General features: G+C 61.1%; 1 protein-coding gene. It reads right to left on the bottom strand.

Annotation, left to right across the window (positions count from 1 at the left end; translation table 11 throughout):
• Positions 1-1,780, bottom strand: a 1,780-nt coding sequence (locus tag AC1DKD_RS40935; protein ID WP_441635664.1) for a putative bifunctional diguanylate cyclase/phosphodiesterase, incomplete at its 3' end; no start/stop codon positions are given.
• Between the last annotated feature and the right edge of the window lie 155 nt (positions 1,781-1,935).

The following is a 1,935-nucleotide window of genomic DNA, read 5'->3' as shown; positions in this document are numbered from 1 at the left end:
ACTTCGAGAATACTTGCGAGCTGCCAAGGCGCAGCTTTCCGCTTTGCGTTTGTTTCACGAACTGGACCGGGCTCATTGCCTTTGCGTAGCGCCACCCCTGTACCAGCTCACACCCTTGTTCGGCCAGCAACTGGCTTTGCTCCTTTGATTCCACGCCTTCCGCGATGGCGACCAGCCCGAGTTCCCGCGCCAGGGACAACACGGCAAACACAATGGTCCTGGCGTGCGGCGAGTCCATCATGTCCGCGACGAAGCTCCTGTCGATCTTCAAAGCCGAGAGCGGGAAGCGGCGAAGGTAAGACAAGCTGGAATAGCCCGTCCCGAAGTCGTCCACCGCGAACCGGACTCCCAGGGCGCGCAGCTCCATCAGCAAGTCCTGGGCCGCTTCGGGGTCGGTCATCAGTGCGCCTTCCGTGATCTCCAGGACCAGCCGGTGCGAACTGATGCCAGCGTCCTTGATCGCCCTTCTGACGCTATCCGCGAATCCCGGGTGCCTGAACTGAACCGGCGAGACGTTGACGGATATATATCCCACATGCAGGCCCAGCGCATCCCAGCTTGCCAGCTGCGCGCAGGCGCAGCGAAGGGCCCATGCCCCAAGGTGGTTGATGAGGCCGTTATGCTCCGCAACCGGGATAAACACGCTCGGGGGGACTGGCCCCGTCGGGTGCTCCCATCGCATCAGCGCCTCGACTGCGCAGACCTCGCCTGAACCGGGCCACACGATGGGCTGATAGTGGAGAAGGAACTCGCCGTTCTGGACGGCCTCGAACATGCCCTGCTCTATCCGGAACTGTTCATCCAGGCGATGCTCAAGCTCCGGCGTGTAGACGCAATAGCGGTTCTTGCCCTGCGCCTTTGCGTCATACATGGCGAGGTCAGCGCGCTTGAGCAGTTGCGACTCGGACTGATGGGCGTGCGTGCCGAAGGTCAGTCCGAGGCTGGTGGTGACACGGATCTGGCAGCCTGCGAGATGAAAGGGCTGCCTGCAGGCATGTATCACTCTTTCAACCAGGCCGATGGCCGCCGCTTCCGATGCGATCCCGTCCAATAGCAGCACAAACTCGTCGCCGCCCAGCCGCGCGACCACATCCTTGGGGCGAACGGCGTCCAGCAGCCGCACGCTGACTTGCTTTAGCAAGGCATCGCCGAATTCATGGCCCAGCGAGTCATTCACCTTCTTGAACCCATCGAGGTCCATCAAGGCGACCGCAAACGGCGTCTTTCCCGTTCCGTCTTCGGCAAAGTAAGCGGAAATGCGCTCGCGCAGGAATGCGCGGTTGCCCACGCCGGTCAATGGGTCGCGAAAGGATGCCTCGATAAGTCGCTGTTCATTGTCAACCCAGTGCGTAATGTCGTAGCCAAACAACAACAGACAAACACCGCCGTCTTCATTTGCGTACCGGCAGACCCGGAGGTCCAGCCATCGGCTTTCGCCCACCCCGCCGGAGAACCGGATCCGGCCGCGCTGCCAGGAACCCTCTTGTTCGCAGGCCAGGAGCAGCTCGGCGAGCTGTTCGCGTTGTTCGAACGAGACCACATCCAGTATCGAGGACTTGAGCAGGTATTCCCGGGGAAAGGCCAGCAACTGAGCCGATGCTTCCGTTGCCAGCATGATGTAGCCCGTGACATCGATTTGCAGGGCAAGTCCGCCTGTGGCTTCGAGCAGCGCCCAGGCGTCGCGCGCCGATACATCGGCCGACGAGGGCGTGCTCCGGTCGGATGCTGGCCATCCAGGAGGCTCGTCCGCTAGCACAGCATCATACGTAAACGACGTCATGGAGCTCTTGTTGAAATCCAGGCTGGATTGAGAATCCCGATAATTAAACGCCGCCGGCGCGGCTTGGTGCCGCCATGCCGGGCATTGGTCTTTGTCACGTGCGCGGCCGTCCCTGCCTTTAAAGTGATTTTAAGTGCATGTTGACCATACAACGC

This window comes from Cupriavidus sp. 05T313, assembly GCF_056396665.1.
This window is presented reverse-complemented; position numbering and strand designations above follow the sequence as displayed.